This window comes from Streptomyces sp. NPDC059668 (genome assembly GCF_042734135.1).
Taxonomy (GTDB): domain Bacteria; phylum Actinomycetota; class Actinomycetes; order Streptomycetales; family Streptomycetaceae; genus Streptomyces.
The window spans coordinates 40,433-59,982 of the sequence record NZ_JBHWEL010000001.1 but is presented as its reverse complement, the minus strand read 5'-3'; the positions used below and the strand labels follow the sequence as shown (position 1 = coordinate 59,982).

General features: G+C 71.8%; 12 protein-coding genes and 1 pseudogene. 8 read left to right on the top strand and 5 right to left on the bottom strand.

The features are described from left to right. Both ACFV2J_RS00245 and ACFV2J_RS00240 read right to left on the bottom strand, forming a co-directional pair. A pseudogene (locus ACFV2J_RS00245) lies at positions 1 to 1,925 on the bottom strand (phosphocholine-specific phospholipase C); the annotation flags it as partial. 191 nt (positions 1,926 to 2,116) lie between these two features. Further along, complete coding sequence (locus tag ACFV2J_RS00240) at positions 2,117 to 3,181, bottom strand: medium chain dehydrogenase/reductase family protein (RefSeq protein ID WP_385093142.1); 1,065 nt, start codon at positions 3,179 to 3,181, stop codon at positions 2,117 to 2,119. Between the two features lie 134 nt (positions 3,182 to 3,315). On the opposite strand from ACFV2J_RS00240, the gene ACFV2J_RS00235 reads away from it, so the two are divergent. Further along, on the top strand, positions 3,316 to 3,996 hold the full coding sequence (locus tag ACFV2J_RS00235; RefSeq protein ID WP_385093139.1) for a TetR/AcrR family transcriptional regulator: 681 nt from the start codon (positions 3,316 to 3,318) through the stop codon (positions 3,994 to 3,996). A gap of 294 nt (positions 3,997 to 4,290) precedes the next feature. Beyond that, complete coding sequence (locus ACFV2J_RS00230; RefSeq protein ID WP_385436729.1) at positions 4,291 to 5,694, top strand: PP2C family protein-serine/threonine phosphatase; 1,404 nt, start codon at positions 4,291 to 4,293, stop codon at positions 5,692 to 5,694. A gap of 75 nt (positions 5,695 to 5,769) precedes the next feature. Here ACFV2J_RS00230 and ACFV2J_RS00225 read toward each other — a convergent pair whose 3' ends face one another. Then, entirely contained in the window at positions 5,770 to 7,269 is a 1,500-nt protein-coding gene (locus ACFV2J_RS00225) for a hypothetical protein (protein WP_385093134.1), read from the bottom strand. A gap of 232 nt (positions 7,270 to 7,501) precedes the next feature. Here ACFV2J_RS00225 and ACFV2J_RS00220 point away from each other — a divergent pair, with 232 nt between their 5' ends. The 3 genes from ACFV2J_RS00220 to ACFV2J_RS00210 all read left to right on the top strand — a co-directional run bounded on the left by ACFV2J_RS00220 (position 7,502) and on the right by ACFV2J_RS00210 (position 12,297). Further along, positions 7,502 to 8,641, top strand: coding sequence for an aminoglycoside phosphotransferase family protein (locus tag ACFV2J_RS00220; RefSeq protein WP_385093130.1), 1,140 nt, complete (start codon positions 7,502 to 7,504; stop codon positions 8,639 to 8,641). 472 nt (positions 8,642 to 9,113) lie between these two features. Further along, on the top strand, positions 9,114 to 11,093 hold the full coding sequence (locus ACFV2J_RS00215; RefSeq protein ID WP_385095976.1) for an N-acetylmuramoyl-L-alanine amidase: 1,980 nt from the start codon (positions 9,114 to 9,116) through the stop codon (positions 11,091 to 11,093). 184 nt (positions 11,094 to 11,277) lie between these two features. Then, positions 11,278 to 12,297: an LLM class flavin-dependent oxidoreductase gene (locus tag ACFV2J_RS00210; protein WP_385095973.1), complete on the top strand. Its 1,020-nt coding sequence runs from the start codon at positions 11,278 to 11,280 to the stop codon at positions 12,295 to 12,297. 10 nt (positions 12,298 to 12,307) lie between these two features. On the opposite strand, the gene ACFV2J_RS00205 is transcribed toward ACFV2J_RS00210, so the two are convergent. Then, entirely contained in the window at positions 12,308 to 12,805 is a 498-nt protein-coding gene (locus tag ACFV2J_RS00205) for a hypothetical protein (RefSeq protein ID WP_385436726.1), read from the bottom strand. 58 nt (positions 12,806 to 12,863) lie between these two features. Next, on the bottom strand, positions 12,864 to 15,755 hold the full coding sequence (locus ACFV2J_RS00200) for an ATP-binding protein (RefSeq protein WP_385436724.1): 2,892 nt from the start codon (positions 15,753 to 15,755) through the stop codon (positions 12,864 to 12,866). 747 nt (positions 15,756 to 16,502) lie between these two features. Between ACFV2J_RS00200 and ACFV2J_RS00195 the strand changes: the two genes are divergently transcribed. From ACFV2J_RS00195 to ACFV2J_RS00185, 3 genes are all read left to right on the top strand, one after another. Beyond that, positions 16,503 to 16,700: a 4-oxalocrotonate tautomerase family protein gene (locus ACFV2J_RS00195; RefSeq protein ID WP_356803959.1), complete on the top strand. Its 198-nt coding sequence runs from the start codon at positions 16,503 to 16,505 to the stop codon at positions 16,698 to 16,700. Between the two features lie 402 nt (positions 16,701 to 17,102). Next, positions 17,103 to 18,386: a multidrug effflux MFS transporter gene (locus tag ACFV2J_RS00190; RefSeq protein ID WP_385084179.1), complete on the top strand. Its 1,284-nt coding sequence runs from the start codon at positions 17,103 to 17,105 to the stop codon at positions 18,384 to 18,386. 181 nt (positions 18,387 to 18,567) lie between these two features. After that, entirely contained in the window at positions 18,568 to 19,470 is a 903-nt protein-coding gene (locus ACFV2J_RS00185) for a LysR family transcriptional regulator (protein ID WP_385436721.1), read from the top strand. Positions 19,471 to 19,550: the final 80 nt, after the last annotated feature.

Below are 19,550 nucleotides of genomic sequence, written 5' to 3'. Positions count from 1 at the left end.
GTGCCGGGGGGGCGGCGGGGTTTCTCGACGCCCCGCCCCGCGCGCCCGGGCCCGCCTTGATCCGCCGGGGCCCCGCCCCCCCGGTACTGGTTCGCGGTGATGGTGAACCTCACGGCCGTGGCGGAGGAGTTGGCCATCCTGAAGTAGACGGCCGTCTTCCCAGTCCCGGGCTCGGTGGCGTAACGGGTGCTCACCTCGGCCGACTTGCCCGCCTGCGTCGCGTCGCCCCGGAACCGGCGCAGGAAGCGGTTGGGCCCGGTCATGGTGAGGTCGTACTTCCCGTCGCCGTACCCCGAGCCGATGTTGAAGTAGTCGGAGGCGGTGCCTCCCGCGTCGACCGTGTACTGCCAGGGCGTGGTGTCGCGGTAGGCGTTGGGGTGGATCGAGAAGTGCGCGGCGCTCCTGGCCGGGGTGCCCTGGTTGGCCATGGCGAACCAGGCGAGGATCTTGCCGCTCGAACCGAACTCCAGGTGGTCCAGGTAGCCGTTCGGCTGGTAGGGCAGGGCGCGGGCGGGCCGGGTGCCCGGCTCCTGGACGGGCAGGGCGTTGGTGGTGGGGACCGGGTTGGGCAGGGGACCGCAGGTGGCGATGCCGATGACACTCGTGGCGGGAAGCGCGACGGCGCCGTACACGGGGTGGGCGAAGTCGAAGACACCGGTCAGGTCGCCGGTGACCTTGCGCCGCCACGCGCTGATGTTCGGGCAGGCGGCGGGTTTGCCCAGCGAGGTCGTCCAGGTCTCCAGGAAGCGCAGCACGGACGTGTGGTCGAAGACCTCCGACGAGACCCAGCCGCCGCGCGTCCAGGGCGAGACGACCACCATCGGGACGCGGAATCCGAGACCGTACGGAGTGCCCCCGAGGAACTCTCCCGCCGTGTTCGCGGGCGGGACCGGCGGCGGCACGTGGTCGAAGAAGCCGTCGTTCTCGTCGTAGTTGAGGAAGAGGACGGTGGAGTCGAAGACGTCGGGGTCGGCCGCGAGGGCCTTGTACACCAGGTCGACGAAGTGGGCGCCGTCCCCGGGCGGGGCGTACGGGTGCTCGGAGAAGGCCTGGTTGGCGACCACCCAGGACACCTGGGGCAGGGTGCCCGCGAGCACGTCGGCCCTGATGGCGGCGGCGATGTCGTCGGGGGTGGAACCGGTGGCCCTCGGTACCGAGGCCATGCCCCGGTCGTACAGCGGGTCGCCGGCCTTGGCCGCCGCGAACTTCTTGAAGTAGGCGCAGGCGTTGTCGCCGTAGTTGTCCTGCGCGTTCTGGTAGACCTTCCAGGTCACTCCGGCCGTCTGGAGCGCCTCCGCGTAGTTCTGCCAGGTCAGGCCCGACTCGTCGCCGCCGTCGAAGCTGGACCCGTCGACCTTGCCGGACCAGAGGTAGGTGCGGTTGGGCCCGGTGGCGCTGAGCGTGGAGCAGAAGTAGGCGTCGCAGATCGTGTAGGCGTCGGCGAGCGCGTAGTGGAAGGGGATGTCGGAGCGGTCCAGGTAGCCGAGCGACCGGACGTTGCCGACGCCCGAGACCCAGTTGTCGAGGCGTCCCTTGTTCCACGCGGAGTGCTGCGAGGACCAGGAGTGCGGGAGGTCGCCGTTGCACTGCGCGAGGGTCTCACCGTCCTTGCCGCCCGCGGCCGGTGTGGAGCTCAGTTTCCACGGGTACTGCCGGCCCCCGCCGTTGGGCTGGTTGAAGACGGGATATCCGCCGGACAGCGTGATGCCGCTGCGGTCGCCGAATCCACGGACGCCCTTGAGACGGCCGAAGTAGTGGTCGAAACTGCGGTTCTCCTGCATGAGGATGACGACGTGCCGTACGTCCGTGATCGTGCCGCTCGCCGCGCCGGCGGCCGTCGCCGGACGTGAGCCGAGGCCCAGCGCGGTGCCGGCCGCCACGGATGCCCCGAGCCCCACGAAACCTCTTCGGCTGATCGGTGTCATTCGCCCGCCCTCGTCACTGGCGTGCCCCTGCGGCACACCGCGCGCCAGCGTGCACGCGGTGATCGCCGAGATCCATACCCGTGCGGTGAGTTGCGGGTGAACAGCGGCCGAACCGTGACGGTCCGCGCCGGGCTCCGGCGGGCACCGCACGGACGCCGGGCGGCCGGACGTACGGCGCGGCCGCCCGCACCTCACGACTCCGGGCCGGTCCGGGAGTCCGGGACGAGGACGACCTTGCCGGTGACGGTGCCGGACTCGGCGAGGCGGACGGCCTCCGCGGCCCGGCCGAGCGGGATGCGGGCCGCGACCTGTGCGGTGATGGCGCCCTCCGCGAGCAGCGCGAACACCTGCCCGAGGTCGGTGCGCAGCCGGTCCTGGAAGGCCGCGGCGCGGCGCTTGCCCGCCCAGATGTTGTAGAAGTGCGTGCGCCGGCCGTTGGGCAGCACCTTCCGCAGGAGGAGCCGGCCGACGAGCTTGAGCACCGGCAGTTTCGAGGATCCGCCGACGTCCCGGGTCGAGGCGGTGCCGTACGACACGAGCGTGCCGCCGCGGGCCAGCAGCCGGAAGGAGTCGACGATGCCGTCCCCGCCGACGTGGTCGAAGACCGCGTCGACCCCTTCGGGCGCCAACTCCCGCACGCGGGCGGGCAGATCGCCGGCCCGGTAGTCGAGCGGGGTGGCGCCGAGCGCGCGGACCGCGTCGTGGTGGCGGGGCGACGCGGTGCCGATGACGCGGATTCCCGCGTGGCAGGCGAGCTGGACGAGGGTGGACCCCACTCCGCCGTTCGCCCCGTGCACGAGGACGGTCGCGCCGGCCCGGACCCCGGCGACGCGGTGCAGCATCTGCCAGGCGGTGATGCCGTTGACGACGACCGTCTCGGCGTCGGCGGGGTCGAGTCCGCCGGGCACCTCGACCAGGTCGGCCACGGGCAGCACGACCCGGCTGGCCCAGCCGCCCACCTTGGTCAGCGCGGCGAAGCGGCGGCCGACGAGCGACGCGTCGACACCCGCGCCGACCCCGAGCACGACGCCGACGAGGTCGTAACCGGGCACGAAGGGGAAGGGCGGCTGATCGTAGTACTTGCCCCGGCGCATCTGCTGCTCGGCGAACGAGACCCCGGAGGCCTCCAGCGCGAGCAGGACCTCACCGGTCGCCGGCTCCGGCGCCGGACGCGTGCGGATCTGCAGGCCGGAGGGCTCCACGACACCCGGCAGGACGACTTCGGTCATCAGGTTCGCGGCGGTGTGGGTGTCCATGACGGTCGGCTCCTCAGTTCGGCGGGAATGTTCGTTAGAGACTCATGCTTGCGTTATAGGTTCTAACTAAAGCTTGCCCCTCTACACTGGGTACGTCAAGTCCCGTTCCGACGAGCGACAGAAGAGGCGATGACGTGACCACGCAGAGCAGGACAGGACCGGGCCCGCGCGACCGGTTCCGCGCGCAGGTGCGGGAGGAGGTGAAGGCGGCGGCGCTGCGCCAGCTGGCCGACGGCGGGCCGGAGGCGCTGTCGCTCAACGCCGTCGCCAAACAGCTGGGCATGACGGGACCGGCGCTCTACCGCTACTTCGCCAACCGGGACAGCCTGCTCACCGAGCTGGTCGTCGACGCCTACGAGTCGCTGGCGGCCACCCTCGCCCGCGCCGCCGGCGCACCCGCGCGGGACGGGGCCGAACGCCTGACCGCGGTCGTGCGGGCCTACCGCGACTGGGCACGGACCGAGCCGCACCGCTACCGGCTGCTGTTCCGGGCCCCCTTCAAGGGGTACGACGCCCATTCCACCCGTCTGGTCGAGGCGGCCCAGCGCGCCATGAACGTCGTACTGAACGTGGCGAACGCGGTGACGGCGCCGGACGCGACCGTTCCCGGGGGTTCGCGGGACCAGGTCGAGGAGTGGATGCGTCGCCGCGGAGTCGACGACGTGCCGCCCGCGGTCGCCTCACGGGCCATGATGCTCTGGGCACGTCTGCACGGTCTGGCGAGCCTGGAGATCGAGGACAACTTCGCCTCCATGGGCATCGACCCGGGCCCCTTCTACGAGGCGGAGGCGGCGGAGTTCACCCACGGCCTCTGAATGCGAACATGCCTTGGACATGACCCGCACACATGACCCTCGAACACACGACTGAGGAATCGCTCCGGCCACCCTCGCGAACCGTCAAGTCACGTACACGGTCTACGACTTGAGTGAGCCGTGTACGTACCTCATCGATCCTGGGCGACCTCTCCGAATGGACTGCGGCATATGCCAGAAGCACCACCGGATCGTGTGTTGCCAAATCCCTTACAGGGCGTCGCGGGCTGTGCAACAGTCGTAACGGTCCTTCCTCCCAGCTCTGGTCGTACCGTCCCCTCATCGGAGTGCGTCATGTCGCCCCATCTCTCTGCGGACCGCCCCGCCGCGCAGCCGCCCCGGCGCGGCGCGGTCGACGCGCTGATCTCGCAGACACGGCGACTGCGCGGCGAGATGGACGCCGTACGACGTGACGCGCCCGTCGACGGCGGGGACGCCCAGGGTCGCTGGCAGCGCGCGCTGTGCGACCTGGCGATGCACCAGCTCGACGACCTGGACCAGCATCTGGCACAGCTGCGGGAGGGCCCACCACCGGAGCCCGTGGAGCCGCCCGCCGCGACCGAGGAGGGCTCCCTGCTCAGCCGAGTGGGAAGCGCCGAGTGGAACCTGCTGACGGACGCGGCCAGTTGGTCCGTGGAGCTCTACCAGATCCTGGGCCGCGACCCCGCCGCTCCCCCGCTCACCCTCGACGAGCTGCCCTCGCTGGTGTTCGACGAGGACCGGCCGATGCTGACGTCGATGGTCACCGACTGCCTCATCGACGCGAAGCCGATCGACGGAGAGTTCCGCGTCGTGCGCCCGGACGGCGGAGTGCGGACCGTGCACATCATGGGTGAGCCCGTGCTCGACACCGACGGCAGTACCGCCGCGATGTGGGCGGTGCTGCGCGACGTCAGCGAACTGCGGCAGAGCCAGCGGACCGTGACCGAGACCCGTGACTCGCTGCGGCACGACCGGCGCTTCGCGCAGAACGAGCACCGGCTCGCCGTCGAGCTCCAGGAGGCCGTCCTGCCGCCGTGGCAGGGCAGCCTGCGGCTCACCCGACGGGGCCCCGGGGCGCTGGACCTGGCCGCCCACTATCTCCCTTCCTCGGCCGCCGCGCTGGTCGGCGGGGACTGGTACGACGCGCTGGAGCTTCCGGACGGCGAAACCCTGTTGAGCGTCGGCGACCTGACCGGGCACGGCGTCACCGTCGCCTCCGGCATGGCGATGCTGCTGGGCGCCCTGCGCGGGATGGCCATGGCGGGCACCCAGCCGGGCCAACTCATGTCCTGGCTCGACCGGTTGGTCGACGCCTCGGTACAGCCGGTTCTCGGCAGCGCCGTCTGCTGCCGCTACCGCCCCGAGACCCGTACCCTCACCTGGGCGCAGGCGGGACACCCCGCCCCCTTGCTGTTCCGCAACGGGACGGGGCGCATGCTGGCACCACCGCACGGCGTGCTGCTCGGCGCGACCTCGGGTGCCGCGTACGGGCAGGCCGAAGTGACCCTGGAGGACGGCGACCTGCTGCTCCTGCACACCGACGGACTGGTCCCCCGGTGCCACGGAGCGGCTGCCGTCAAGAGGCTGCTCGACCTGGCCCCGCTCTTCGGCCGGGCCGGCACGGCCCAGGACTGCGTACGGATGATGGTCGAGGAGTTCGGCGAGACGCGGCGCGAGGACGACGCCTGCCTGCTCGTCGCCAGGGTCGGCGGCTGAGCGGTCTGGGGACCACGCCGGACACCGCATCCGGACCGCGGGGCAAGCTCACCGGATCTCCTCGCACAGGTGGGTTCAGATCTGTGCGTCTCCTCCGCGCCTCGGCCTCAGCGCCGGTTTGGGAAGAGCGAGTTGGATCTCCTCACGCAGTTCGTGGATCTTCGGGTAGCCGGAGTACTGAGCGGTGAGCCGGTACATCTCGCGCAGCCGGTCCCAGGTGCGGTGGGAGGAGTTCGCCCCCATCGACACCAGCGCCAGCCGGGCGTAGCGGTCCGCCTGTTCGGGATCGTCGGCGATGAAGCACGCCGAGGCCAGTGACAGCCAGTCGAAGATCTGCGACCGCTGCCGGCTGTTCTCCCGCAGATGCAGCGCCTCCTTGGCGTGGCGCTGCGCCGTGGCCGCCGCGGCCGCGTCGTGCTCCGCGAGTGTCCGGTAGGCCAGGGCCTGCATGCCGTGCATGTCCGCCTCGTCGAACATCTGCATCCAGCTCGGCGGCGGCACGTCACCCCGGTCCGAGACGAAGAGGTCCTCCGCCTCGCCCAGGGTGCGCCGCATGGCCTGCCCCTTGCCCATCGACGCCTGTGCCCAGGCCTCGATGGTGTAGAGCATCGCCCTGGTGCGCGGCAGCGTCTCGGACCCCGAGCCCGACTTGGCGAGCTTCATCAGGTCCAGGGCGTCGTCCGGCCGGCCCAGGTGCACCATCTGACGCGCGGCGCGGGAGAGCGCCTCCCCGGCCCGGGGCCGGTCACCGCCTTCCCGGGCCGCGTGGGCGGCGATGACGAAGTACTTCTGGGCCGTGGGCTCCAGGCCGACGTCGTGCGACATCCAGCCCGCTAGGACGGCGAGATTGGCGGCGACGCCCCACAGGCGCCGCTGCAGATGGTCGGGATGCCGGTAGGAGAGGATGCCTCCCACCTCGTTGAGCTGGCCCACCACCGCCTTGCGTTGCAGCCCGCCGCCGCGGGCCGCGTCCCAGGCCCGGAACACCTCGACCGAGCGCTCCAGTTCCTCGATCTCCTGCGACCCGATGGGGGCGGCCTCGTAGCGGTCGAACCCGGCGGGGTCGGCGTGCAGGGGATTGTCGGTGTCAGGAGCGTCGGCCACCAGGGCCGGATCGGTGTGCAGCCAATCGTGCATGGCACTGCTGAGTGCGGATCCCGCGGCGAGCGCGGCACCCGCGCCCACCAAGCCGCGTCGGTTGAGCATGAGGTCCATTCCCGTGAATTCGGTGAGGACCGCAGCAGTCCGCTCGGGCGCCCACGGCATTCCGTCGGGATGTTCCACATTCCCGCCGCCCGGCCGTTTCCCCACACGCCCGTGCCGGACCAGACCGAGGTCCTCGATGGTCACGACACGGCCGAGACGCTCGGTGAACAGAGCCGCCAGCACGCGGGGGACCGGATCGCGCGGGATCTCTCCCACGTCGATCCAGCGCCGCACCCGTGAGGTGTCGGTCGCCAGCTGGGGGTGGCCCATGGCCGCCGCCTGTCTGTTGACCAGCCTCGCGAGTTCGCCCTTGGACCAGCCGGCGAGGCCGAACAGGTCCGACAGACGAGCGTTGGGTTGTCCGTTCACATCAAGCCCCCAGGTTCTCGGCTGAGTTGACAGTAACCCTCTGTCAGTTGCTGAGCGACTATTCGCCAGGGTTCGCCAGGGTGCGCCAGATGGTGTGCCACTGGGCGCCCGGTGTCAGGTAGGAATGCGCCACCCCGACCCGGTTGCCAGGGACATTCCCCCAGGGTGCACCCGGACGGCCGGGACGGGCGGCGCGGCAACTTGCAGGCACACGAAGGGATCTGTTTCGCCCATGTACACAGCATCGTCCTCCGTGTCCGCTCCGCCCCGGCCGCTGCATCCCCGTCCGGCGGGCAGCGGTCCCTACCTCGACCCCGCGCGACCGGCGGCCCCCGTGCTCGGAGCGGCCAGGACACGGCGCGTTCCGGGGATCGGCACCCAACCGCTCAGCGGGAGACTCGACTTGTCCGGCCCTCAGGGCGCGCAGCTGCGCACGGCGATCGCGTCGGTGCACCGGATCTGTCCCGAGTTCGCCCCGGTCCAGGTGCTGCGCCGCAGCGGACGCTCCGTGCTCCTGGTCGGCACGACCGGGCGCAGTACGGCCGTCGCCAAATGCTTACTGGACCACTCGCCCATCTGGGCCGAGCGGATCAGGCACGAAATAGCCGCATACCGGTCGTTCGTGCGGCACCGGCCGCCGGTCCGGGTGCCCCGGCTGATCGCGGCGGACCCGGACAACTGCACGCTGGTGATCGAGCGGATGCCGGGCCGGGTGGCCGCGCTCCAGCGGCACCCGGCCGAGGCGCCGCCCCGCGCGGACATCCGCGCGGCGCTGGGCGCGGTCTGCCGGCTGAACGCGTGGCGGCCGCCGGCGGGGACGTTCGACGCCCCGCTGGACTACGCGGAGCGGATCTCCCGTTTCCATGAACTGGGTCTGCTCACCGACCGGGACATGGGCGATCTGCAGAAGCTGCTGCACGGCATCGCCCACTCGGCGGGCCGTCAGGGCATGGGCCAGTTCTGTCACGGGGACGCGCTGCTGTCGAACATCCTGCTCTCACCGGCCGGTCCAGTGCTGGTGGACTGGGAGCACGCGGGCTGGTACCTGCCGGGCTACGACCTGGCGACGCTGTGGGCGGTCCTCGGCGACGCTCCCGTGGCGCGCCGTCAGATCAGTCAGCTCGCGCAGTCCGGGGGCCTGGCGGCGCGTGACGCCTTCCTGGTGAACCTGATGCTCGTACTGACCCGGGAGATCCGTACGTACGAGACGGCGGTGCAGCGCTCGATGCACGACGCGGCCCCGACGACGCCGGGACCGGCCCACCCGGGCGCCCTGCCGTCCGGCGAGGAACAACGTCTGCTGCTGCGACGGCTGCACGACGACTGCCAGATGGCCCGCCGGGCCGTCAGGGCGGCGGTCGGCACCCGCTGAGGGGCGGGGGTCGGCACCCGCAGAGGGGGCTGCGGTCTGCACCCGCCGGGGGGGACGGGGCACGAAGGTCCGCGGTGCGTCAGCTACATCGGCGCACCGCGGACCTTCGCCGTGGAGACCACGGCGCTCCGCGGACCTTCGTCCTGGACGTCCGAACCCCGTACGCCCGTACCCCGGTACCCCGTCGGCGCGCACCGCAGGACCGTGCGCGCCGGCGGCGCGGGCACAGCGGGACTCGCGCCCGAACCGGACCACGCCGATCCGTCGAGAACTTCACCCGATCGAGCCACTGGTCCACTCCACTGACGCCTCGCAGGCCGTCGCGCCGCCGCCACGAAAACCCATTCGACCCGCGCTGACATGGGAAATCGACATCCCCTGGGCATGATTGACGGATCGTCGGGGAGCCGATACGACTGACCTCGTTCGGCCCCGCACGCCCCACCGCGCCCGACCGTCCCAGGAGGCTGCTTTGCGAGGATCTCTCATCGACCCCGAGGCCACCGCCGCGCACAGACGTGCGCGCAGAGCCGCGGGCGTCCTCGTCTCGGCGGCGCTGGTGTTCCCGTTGCTCGGCGCGGCCCCGGCGGCCGGCGGCGACCAGGACTCCTCCGCACGGCTGCAGCGGGCCTTCACCGGCGCGGCCGCCGAGTACCACGTGCCGTTGAGCGTCCTCCTGGGCGTCTCCTATCTGCAGTCCCGCTGGGACGCGCACGCCGGCGCGCCCAGCGTCGGCGGCGGCTACGGCCCCATGCACCTCACCGACGCCCGGACGGCGATCGCCAGGGCACCGCATCACAGCGAGGGCACCGAGGACGCCCGTGGCGACAGCTCCCGCGCGCCCGTGGTCCCCACGACGAAGGTCCCGGAGAACTCACAACTCCCCGCCCGCCTCAAGACCTTGACGAAGGCGGCCGAACTCACCGGGCTGTCGGCCGAGCGCCTGCGCACGGACGCGGTCGCGAACGTCGAGGGCGGCGCCGCGCTGCTGGCCGCCACCCAGAAGGACCTCGGCGAACCGCTGAGCGGGAACGCGGCCGACTGGTACGCCGCGGTGGCCCGCTTCTCCGGCGCCGACGACAGCGCGACCGCGGCGGCGTACGCGAACGACGTCTACGGGGTGATCCGCGCGGGTGCCGAGCGCACCACGGACTCCGGCCAGCAGATGAAGCTCGCCGCCCAGCCCGCCATCGGCCCCGACACGGCGCAACTGCAGCGGGCCGGACTGCGGACGCTCTCCACCGCCGGCACGGAATGCCCCACGACCGTGTCCTGCGAGTGGATCCCGGCTCCGTACTCGGAGTTCGGCGACGGCGACTACGGAAACCACGACCTCGGGAACCGGCCCTCGTCGCAGAGCATCAAGTACATCGTCATCCACGACACCGAGGGCGCCTGGGACGGCGTGCTCAACCTCGTCCAGGACCCGACCTATGTGTCGTGGAACTACACCCTGCGCTCGACCGACGGGCACATCGCCCAGCACGTGAAGGCCAAGGACGTGGCCTGGCACGCGGGCAACTGGTACGTCAACGCCAAGTCGATCGGCCTGGAGCACGAGGGCTTCCTCGCCTCGCCGGACGCCTGGTACACGGAGGAGATGTACCGCGCCTCGGCACGGCTCGTGCAGTACCTCGCCAAGAAGTACAACGTGCCGCTGGACCGGCAGCACATCCTGGGCCACGACAACGTCCCCGGTCCGACGACGTCCACGATCCCCGGGATGCACACGGACCCGGGTCCCTACTGGGACTGGGAGCACTACTTCGCGCTGCTCGACCACCCCCTGTACCACCGGACGAAGGCGGGCGGCGGCGTGGTCATGGTGCTGCCGGACTTCGCGTCGAACAAGCCCCAGTACACCGGATGCGTCACCAGCGGCCAGGCCTGCGCCGCCCACGGGTCCAGCGAGGTGCGCCTGCACACCCTGCCGTCCGACACCGCACCGCTGGTCAAGGACGTCGGGCTGCGGCCGGGCGGCGGCGACTCCACCATCGACGTGAACGACGTCGCCTCGCGTGTCTCCACCGGTCAGCAGTACGCGGTCGCCGGTGTCGACGGGGACTGGACGGCGATCTGGTACCTGGGCCAGAAGGCCTGGTTCAAGAACCCCAAGGCCCACCCGACGGCGGTGACCGGGTCCGGGCAGGTCGTCACGCCGAAGCCGGGTCTCAAGGACATCCCCGTGTACGGGCGGGCCTACCCGGAGAAGGGGGCGTACCCGGCGGGTGTCCCGGTCCAGGCGGTCTCCCCGCTGTCGTACAAGCTCCTCGCGGGACAGAAGTACGTGGTCGGGGACAAGGTGCCGGGCGAGTACTTCTACTCGCCGACCTTCGACACGACGTCGCACAAGGTCGTCATCGGCAAGGACATGTACTACGAGATCCAGTTCGGGCACCGCATCGAGTTCGTACGGGCGGCGGATGTGGACGTGACGCGCGCGCACTTCTAGCACCGCGGCAGTGGCCGTTCGCCCTCGGGGGCCGGATCCGCGTACGGCGGACCCGGCCCCTGCGCCGTCTCCCCGTCCGCCGGCGGAATTCCTCACCATGACCGCCGTGTTGCTCTGATGATCGCCGAGCATCACACGGTGAACTGGCGTTCGACAGAGATGCCGTCAACGATGGAGGAGCCCCGTGCCACAGACCTCGACCCCCCTGCGCAAGCTGGGGTTCCTGACCATCGGGTTGTTCGACGAGGCCGACCCCCGGCGGGGCCACGAGTCGACGCTGGAGATCATCGAACTGGGTGAGCGGCTGGGCTTCGACAGCGCGTGGGTGCGTCACCGGCATCTGCAGTACGGCATCTCCTCCCCCGTCGCCGTCCTGGCCGCGGCCTCGCAGCGCACCAGCCGGATCGAGCTCGGCACCGCGGTCATCCCGGTGGGCTGGGAGAACCCCCTGCGGCTGGCCGAGGACCTGGCGACCGTCGACCTGCTGTCCGGGGGCCGCCTCAATCCGGGTGTCAGCGTCGGCCCGCCGATGCACTTCGACCAGGTCAGGCACGCGCTCTACCCCGACACCGCGGAGGCGGAGGACTTCGGCCACGGCCGCGTGGAGCGGCTGCTGGACTTCGTGCGCGGCAACCCCGCCACCGATTTCAGCGGCGTCGAGGGCTTCGAGGTGTTCTCCGACCGCGTCCAGCCGCAGGCGCCCGGCCTCGGCCGCCGCATGTGGTACGGCGGGGGCAGTCTGCGGTCGGCGCGATGGGCGGGAGAGCACGGGATGAACCTCCTGACCAGCAGCGTCGTCAAGGCGGAGGAGTCGGAGGACTTCGCCGAGGTGCAGCTGTCGCACATCCGGACCTTCCGTGCCCACCACCCCGACCGCGACCGGGCCCGCGTCTCCCAGGGCCTCGTCGTGATCCCCACCGACAGCGCCACGCCCGAGCAGCGCAGGAAGTACGAGGAGTACGCGCGGGAGCGCACACCGCGTACCGCGGCCCCGCAGGGTCCGGCCCGGATGATGTTCGCGCCCGACCTGGTCGGCACCTCCGCCGAGATCGCCGAACGGCTCTACGCCCACGCGGCTTTCCGCGAGGTCGACGAGGTCGCGTTCGCGCTGCCCTTCACCTTCGCCCACGAGGACTACGTCCAGATCCTCACGGACATCACCCGCGGGCTCGGCCCGGCGCTGGGCTGGAAACCGGCCGGCTGAACGGGGCGGCTCAGCCCTGCTGGAAGAGCTCCGGCGGCAGCGGCTTGAGCAGCGCGTACAGGTCGTCGGTGATGGGACGGTCCCAGGCGGCGATGGTCACCAGCACGTTGTCGCTGCGGTCGAACTGCACGCAGGAGATCCGGGTCTCGGAGAGCTTGAGACGGCGCACGATGAGGAGGTTGTCACCCTGCATCACCGGCATGTCCTCGATCCCGGTGACGGTGACCTCCTCGTCGTTCTCCAGCGCCAGGAGGAGCTGGGCGACCTCGAAGGGGACCTCTCCCTCCTCGACCTCCCTGGCGGGCGAACCCTCCGGCAGATTGCCGATGATCATCGCCGGGCCGCGCCCGCCGAAGAGGTCGTAGCGCAGGAAGACACCCTGGCAGCTGCCGTCGGGAGCGGGCAGCAGGCCCGCGCCGAGGTTGCCCGGCCAGTCGCCCGGGTCCATGGCCAGGACGTCGAAGTCGGGACCGGCGGGCGTGGCGCTGCGGCGGCGGAGGAAGGACATGCCGCAATGGTACGTGTCCGACCGCACGCCGGGTCCCGGGGGCGTCGCCCGTGCGGGGCTAAGCGGACGGCTTCTCGCCCAGTGCGGCGGCGAGTCCCGTACGGTCCGTACCGACCTTCCGGTAGACCCCCGACAGCAGCCGGGCGACGGACTGCTCGTCGATGTGCAGTTCCTCCGCGACCTGGCCCGGGGTGCGGCCCCGGGCGGTGAGCAGGGCCGCGGTGCGTTCCCGGGCGGTGAGGGTGTCCGTCTCGGTGCTGTGCAGTCTGCGCGGGCGCAGTCCGGCGGCCGCCAGCTCGTCACGTGCCTCCTCTACGAGCCCGTCGGCACCGCACTGCACGGCCGCGTCGAGCCCTCGGTAGAGGTGTTCGGCGGCTTCCTTGGGGCGGCCCGCGCGGCGCAGCCCGGTCCCCAGGGCGACCAGGGCGCACGCGAGTTCGTAGGCGGCCGGGGAGCGCTCCAGGTGGCTCACGGACTCTTCGAGGAGTTTGACGCGGGTCGAGCCCGAGGAGACCTCGGCGGCGGCCCGCAGTGCCTGGCCGACGGCCGAGGGGGCACCGTACTGGCGGGCGCGCTGGACCGCTTCGAGTGCCGTGGCGACGGCGCGGTCCGGTGCGTCGTGGCTCTCGGCCCGGGCCAGGTGGAGCTGCCAGGGACACCAGGAGGGGTTGCGGATGCCACGTGGGTCGAGGCGGCGGCCGGCGGCCGCCAGCTCGGCGGCGGCGTCCTTGGTGAGGCCGCGGGCGAGCAGCAGCTGGCCGTACACGATCTGGGCGTCGGGGAAGGTCACGGCGGCGGGGAAGGGTGCCCCGAACGCGTACTCCTCGGCGGTCCGGGTGGCCTCGGCGACCCGGCCGCGGGCCAGCAGGATCTCGACGAGGGTGGCGACGGCGTACCAGTGGACGGGGGTGCCGGGCCCGACGCGCTCGGCGAGCCGGAGGCCGGCGCGGACGAAGTCCTCGGCCTCGGCGAGCCGGCCGCGGCGGTAGCGGACGTACGCGAGGATCGTGTAGCCGAAGGAGAGGTGGGCGCCGTGCCAGCCCTGGCTCTCGAAGTCGGCGATGCCCGCGGCGAACAGTTCCTCGGTGCGGCCCGGGCGGTCCGCGTACATGAAGGTGAGGGCGACCAGGATGGGCACTTCGAAGCCGCGGTCGGCCTCGGCCCAGCCGAGGCCTCCGGCGAGGGCGCGCTCGGCGTGCTCCAGTGCGACGTGGGCGGGTTCGCCGCGCAGCGTGGCGTCCCAGGCGCGCAGCCCGATGACATAGCGCTCGGTGAGGTCGCGGCCGCCCAGGCGGTCGGCGAGGCGGGTCAGCCGGCGTGAGCGGGCGGGCGAGTCGGGCTCGTCGGCCCGGAAGGCGTCCCACATGAACTGCTCGGACTGCATGCGCAGCCGTACCCGGGCGTCCGCGGTCATCCGGCTCTCCCGGGCGAGCGTCTCGGAGGCCTCGGCGAGCCGGTCGCTGTGGGCGAGGACCTGGGAGAGCCGGTAGACGACGTTGTGGCGCAACTCGGGGTCGGTGATGGGTTCCTCGAGGGCGGCCCTGAGATGGTTGACGGTGGTCGCCGGTTCGGTGAGCAGGGAGGCGCAGCCGAGTTCGTACAGGACGGCGGCGCGCTCCTCGAAGGGGGGCGGTTCGCGCAGGGCGCGGGCGAGGTAGCGGCGGGCCGCGTCGGGGGCGCCGGCACGCTGGGTCTCGCGGGCGGCGGCGCGCAGTTGCTGCACGACCCAGACGTCCCCGTCGGGGTGGCTCTCCATGAGGTGGCGGGCGGCGGCGGAGGGACCCAGGCCCTCGTTGATCACGCACCACGCGGCCTGGCCGTGCAGGGCCACGCGGACACCGCCGGGGATGGCGCGGTAGACGGCGGTGGCGACCAGCGGGTGCACGAACTCCAGGGTGTCGGCGCCGGTGAGGATGCGGGCGCCGCGCAGGGCGTCCGCCGCGTCGGCGGCCTCCTCGGAGCCGAGTCCCGCGACCGCCGCGGCGAGGGGCGGGGAGATCTCCGTGCCGAGCACCGCGCAGGCCCAGGCGAAACGGACGGTGGAGGTGCCCAGACGTTCGAGGCGGGCGATCAGGCCGCTGCCCTTGACGGCGGCGGCGAGGTCGCGCAGCAGGTGCGCGCCGGCCTCCGTCGGGTCCAGCCCGCGGTCGCGCACCTTCGCGGTCAGTTCCACCGCCTCGAAGGGGTTGCCCGCCGTGACCGCCCAGCACTCGCGGCAGAACGCGTCGTCGGCCTGGGCGCCGAGGTCCTCGCGCACCAGCCGGGCGACGGCGGCGGCGCTGAGCGGTTCGAGGTCGACGGGACGCTGGCCCGCGCGCCCCGGCAGGACCCTGAACGACTCGGCGTGATCGGGGAGTTCGTCGGGACGGTAGCCGACGACGAGCAGCATCGGGAGCTCCTCGGCGCGGGGTGCGAAGGCGGCGAGCCAGCTCAGTGACTCGGGGTCGGCCCAGTGCGCGTCGTCGAGGACGAGCACCATCGGGGCACGCTGCACGGCGAGATGGGTGAGGACCCAGTCGAGTCCGGCCCGCAGGCCCTGCTGGTCGGGCGGAGCCCCCTCCGAGGCGGCGCACAGACCGAGCGCGGGTCCGACGATGGCGTACCAGCTCCCGAGGGAGGCACGGAGTTCGGCCTCCGCGAACCCGGCGAGATGCGGCTGGAGGAGCTGGCGGGCGACGTGGAAGGCGACGCGCTGTTCCTGCTCGCCGCCGCGTGCCGACAGGACCGTGCAGCCCTTGGCCGCGGAGCGCCGCCGTACCTCGGCGAGGAGGGTGGTCTTGCCGATCCCTGCGCTGCCGGCGAAGGCCATGAGCGCGCCGCGGGGCCGCTCGGGCGCTTCGGACCCGTCCTTGCGCAGGCCGGCGAGCTCGCCCAACGCCTCCTCGACAGCGGCGAGTTCACTCTCCCGTTCGAAGAGAGTCCTTCTGCTGCGTACGCTGCGCTGTCCCATCCTCCACCCCCTGGCCACGGTGGTGCGTCCCGCGCGGGGAGCGGGTGCGCACCGTGACCTCCAGGCACCTCAGCGTACGCCGACAGGGCCGTCCAGGGAGCCCTTCCGGCCGCTGACAAGCGGATCTTTCGTCAATTGCCCGCCGCGGGCGCGGACTTCCCTGCCCGTGAGGGTGACGGACCCCGCGCACGCCGCTGCGGCGGTTGACGAACACTTCTGCGAGCAGCGCGTGTTCACGTGAGACTGTCCCTCGCGGGTGCCGCCTTCCGGCCGCCCCAGGACCGGGGCCGTCCCCTTGCCCGTGGCGTCCCGCGCGGCCATGACGGGCATCTCCCCCCGCGACGGACATGACGTCGTCGAGCGTCGCACGGCCGGCCATGGCGCGCTCCCCGATGCCGGGACCCGACCCGGGAATCCTGTCACGGCAAGGACTTCCGCCGGTCACGGCAAGGGCTTCCGCCGGTCGCGAGCGGGGCCCGGGCCGGCACGGGGATCTCCGATCCGCGCTTGATCGCCGTCCCGGACCGTCGGAACCGCCCGTCCTCGAGGACGGATCAGGGTCCGGGCGATCCGACGATCCGGGACGCATCACGATCCGGGACGCATCACGATTCGTGATCGGTGCCAGAGCGGATTGCGTCTTGGACGGCCCACGGCCCGGTGCTGGACTGGATCCGCGGCGGTTCCCCGGCCTTGAGGCCCCGGACCGTACGGGATCAGTTCAGCCTCGAGCCAGCGGAGAACACCATGCCTCTCATCCACGTGCAGCAGACCCCCGGCAAGACCGCCGAGCAGAAGGCCCAGCTGGTCCGTGACCTGACCGACGCGTATGTCCGGGCCACCGGCAGCAAGCCGGAGAGCGTGTGGGTGACGGTGCAGGAGATCGGCACCGACAGCTGGTCGATCGCCGGCGAGACGCTCGCGGCCCGAGCCGCCAAGCGCTGACCCCACCCGACCCGTCGGCCCATCGGTGAAAGGACTCTCCCACTAGTCCCGCACACACAACCGCCGCTTCCGGGGCGGCGCCTTCTGGGCGGAGGGCCGGACCCTCCCGGCGTCACCTGCGAGGGGGTCTCCCACCGGATCCGGCGGGAGACCCGGCCGTCCGCGTACCTGATCAGCGCCGCCGTGCCGGTGCCGGTCGAGGGGCAGCAGCGGTCGCCGCGGACGGACAGGGAGCGGATCACCGCCGCGGCCACCGGCGGTCCGGGCCGCCCGCTGGACGTCCTCGGCAGGACGGCTCCCGCCCCCCATCGGGCCGGACGGCCGGGCGGAGATCACCCGGGCTCCGGTCCCCTCTGGGCGGGTCGGGCCCCCGGCCACTCTTGACCAAGGAAGTCGTCCGTCATGAAGACCGCATCGACACGCACGCCCTACGCGCTCCTGCTCGCCGTTCTGTGCTCACTGAACGCCGGTGGACTGTTCGCCTCCGACATCAATCTGCCGGGTGTACCGGCCACCGCGCACGCCTTTCACACCCCGGTCGCGTCCGTGCAATGGACGTTCAGCGCGTTCATGATCGGCATCGCGGTCTCCCAGGCGGTCTACGGGCCGGTCTCGGACGCGTACGGCCGCAAGGGCGTCATCGTCTCCGGGCTCGGCCTGTTCGTCGTGGCCTCGCTGGTGTGCGCGGTGGCGCCCACGGTCGAGGTGTTCGGCGCCGGCCGGCTCCTCCAGGCGCTGGGCGCCGGGTCGGGGATGGTGCTCGGCCGGGCCGTGATCAGCGACCTGTACGAGGAGAGGGACGCGGCCCGGATGTTCGCCACGGTCATGCCGATCGTGGGTGTCTCCCCTTCCGTCGCTCCCCTGGTGGGCGGTTATCTGACCACGTACGTCTCCTGGCGCGCGGCGTTCGTGGTGACCGCCCTGCTCGGCCTGGTGACGCTGGTCGTGATGATCACCTCGATCCCCGAGAGCCTGCCGCCGGAGCGGCGCAGCAAGCACCTCGGCACCACGCTGAGGGGCTACCCGAAGCTGCTGACCCGTCCACTGTTCTGGGCGTACACGATCAACCTGGCGGTGGCGTACGGCGGTTACTTCGGCTACCTGGCCGCCTCCCCGCTCGTCTTCGAGAAGATGGGCCTGGCCACCCAGACCACCAGTTACTGCTACATCACCGTCTCGATCGCGTACGTCGCGGGCAACCTGACCTCGCGCGCCCTGGTCCGCACGCGGCCTGTCGACCGACTGCTGTGGACGGGCCACGGATTCTTTCTCGCCGGTGCGCTGATGATGCTCGGTCTGGGGCTGAGCGGGGCCGGCAAGCCCTGGGGTCTGCTGGTCCTGGTGTTCATGCCGGTGATGACCTTCGGCAACGGCTTCCTGCTGCCGTTGTCGATGAGTGCGGGGGTGACGGCTTTCCGCTCGACGGCGGGATCGGCGTCCGGCCTGATGGGCGCCCTCCAGTTGCTGGCCGCCTCCTTGGGAATCTTCCTCTCCAGCCGACTGCCGGCGGGCGATCTCTCCGCCCTGGGCTGGTTCGTCATGGCCGCCGCGGTTCTGGGAACGGCCGCCTTCGCTTTGTTCCTTTCGCGGGCGGCGCGGCAGTCCTCCGCTCCGCAAAGGCGTGACGGCGAATTCCGCGGCGCCGGCACGGAGGCCGGTGATCTGCGGGGAGTTGCCGTCGACTGAAGGGAATCCGGGCAGTGAATAAATTCCTGCCCCGGTGAATGAGATCGCACGACCGCGAGAGCGAACCCGCCCGGTGGCGGGTGCCGTCGACGGGTGTGCGAGGATTCTCCCGCGGCGATCCCGCGAGCAGGAACGTTTCACCGTTCAATAATTGGGATCGCCCTGATGGGTGGGGGATCCCTTGGAACTGCGTCAGATCCAGTACTTCGTCACCGTCGCCGAGGAGCTGCATTTCGGCAGGGCGGCCGAACGGCTGCACATAGGCCAGCCCGCGGTCAGCCAGCAGGTGCGCCGGCTGGAGCGGGAGCTGGGCGCCCAGCTCTTCGACCGTTCCGGTCGCACCGTGACCCTCACCCCGGTCGGCCACGCCCTGCTGCCCGAGGGCCGCGAACTGCTGAAGGCGCGGGACTCCTTCGCCGCCACGGCACAACGGCTCACCACGCGGAGCGCCGCCGCCTTCCGCGTCGGCATCAGTTCCGCCCTGGGACCCCGCCTGGACGACTTCCTGGACGCGCTGCCCGACCGCGGTGCCGGCACCCTCTTCGAGTTCCAGACCCTCGACGCCCGCACGCGCCTGGAAGGGGTAGGTGCCGGACGGCTGGACGCGGCCTTCGTCCGCGGCCTCGAACACGCCCCTGGCCTGCGACTTCTCGACCTCTGGCACGATCCGTTGCTGGTCGCGCTGCCCGCCTCGCACGCGCTGGCCGCACGCCACCGCCTGGAACTGGCCGATCTGGCCGGGCTGCCCCTGCGCATCGCCTCCCGCGGGGAGAACGCGGTGCTCTTCGACACCGTCGTCGCCGCCTGCCGCGCAGCGGGTTTCGAGCCGGTTCTCGGCCCGCCCTCCACCCGGCTCCAGGACACCCTCGCCGAGATCGGCGCGGGCGCGGCCGGCTGGACCCTGATGTACCCGACAGCGGCCGGCACGGTGTCCTCCCGCCGGATCTCCCTGCTTCCGCTCGTCGGAGAGCCCCTCACCATCCGCATGTCGCTCGCCGTTCGGGAAAACGCCGACCCGGCACGCCTGGAGTTGCTGACGGCGGCGAGCGCACGGGTTCGGCGGAAAGTCGCGGGAGAGAACTGAGCGATTGGACATGGCGAACTCTTTACCCGCCCGTTGATCTTCACTTGAAGACATGCGATACGTTATGAGCAGACGAACTT

What these genes read in the sequence shown, in the direction of transcription:
- ACFV2J_RS00240 (WP_385093142.1), bottom strand. Translation starts at nt 3,181, where the DNA reads ATGGACACCCACACCGCCGCGAACCTGATGACCGAAGTCGTCCTGCCG.
- ACFV2J_RS00230 (WP_385436729.1), top strand. Translation starts at nt 4,291, where the DNA reads ATGTCGCCCCATCTCTCTGCGGACCGCCCCGCCGCGCAGCCGCCCCGG.
- ACFV2J_RS00220 (WP_385093130.1), top strand. Translation starts at nt 7,502, where the DNA reads ATGTACACAGCATCGTCCTCCGTGTCCGCTCCGCCCCGGCCGCTGCAT.
- ACFV2J_RS00205 (WP_385436726.1), bottom strand. Translation starts at nt 12,805, where the DNA reads ATGTCCTTCCTCCGCCGCCGCAGCGCCACGCCCGCCGGTCCCGACTTC.
- ACFV2J_RS00200 (WP_385436724.1), bottom strand. Translation starts at nt 15,755, where the DNA reads ATGGGACAGCGCAGCGTACGCAGCAGAAGGACTCTCTTCGAACGGGAG.
- ACFV2J_RS00195 (WP_356803959.1), top strand. Translation starts at nt 16,503, where the DNA reads ATGCCTCTCATCCACGTGCAGCAGACCCCCGGCAAGACCGCCGAGCAG.
- ACFV2J_RS00190 (WP_385084179.1), top strand. Translation starts at nt 17,103, where the DNA reads ATGAAGACCGCATCGACACGCACGCCCTACGCGCTCCTGCTCGCCGTT.